The organism is Pseudoalteromonas sp. c7(2019) (genome assembly GCF_011378625.1).
Classification (GTDB): domain Bacteria; phylum Pseudomonadota; class Gammaproteobacteria; order Enterobacterales; family Alteromonadaceae; genus Pseudoalteromonas; species Pseudoalteromonas arctica.
In genome coordinates, this window is the sequence record NZ_WTKS01000135.1 from 1 (window position 1) to 321 (window position 321).

The 321-nt window shown below is 41.7% G+C and carries 1 protein-coding gene; it reads left to right on the plus strand.

All coding sequences use genetic code 11. The features are described from left to right. Positions 1–96 precede the first annotated feature (96 nt). Positions 97–321 (plus strand): 16S rRNA (cytosine(1402)-N(4))-methyltransferase (gene mraW / locus GQR38_RS20315; RefSeq protein WP_165738086.1); only part of this gene is annotated, 225 nt, incomplete at its 3' end.

Here is a 321-nt window from a genome sequence, read left to right on the forward strand (position 1 = left end):
TGAAGAAGTGTGGCATCAACAAGTACAGCAAGATCTGGAAAGCGATATGTCATTAGGCATGGAATTAAGTGATTCTCTCAAGGAGTTCTCGTTCTAATGAGTGAGCATGTAACCGTATTATTAGATGAAGCAGTAGATGGCCTAGCGATTAAGCCTGACGGCATTTATGTCGATGGCACTTTTGGTCGTGGTGGACATTCTCGTCATATTTTATCAAAACTTGGTCCAAATGGACGTTTGATCGCGATTGATCGTGATCCACGTGCAATCGCAACTGCTGAAGCATTAAAACTAGAAGATAGTCGTTTTGAGATCGTTCAT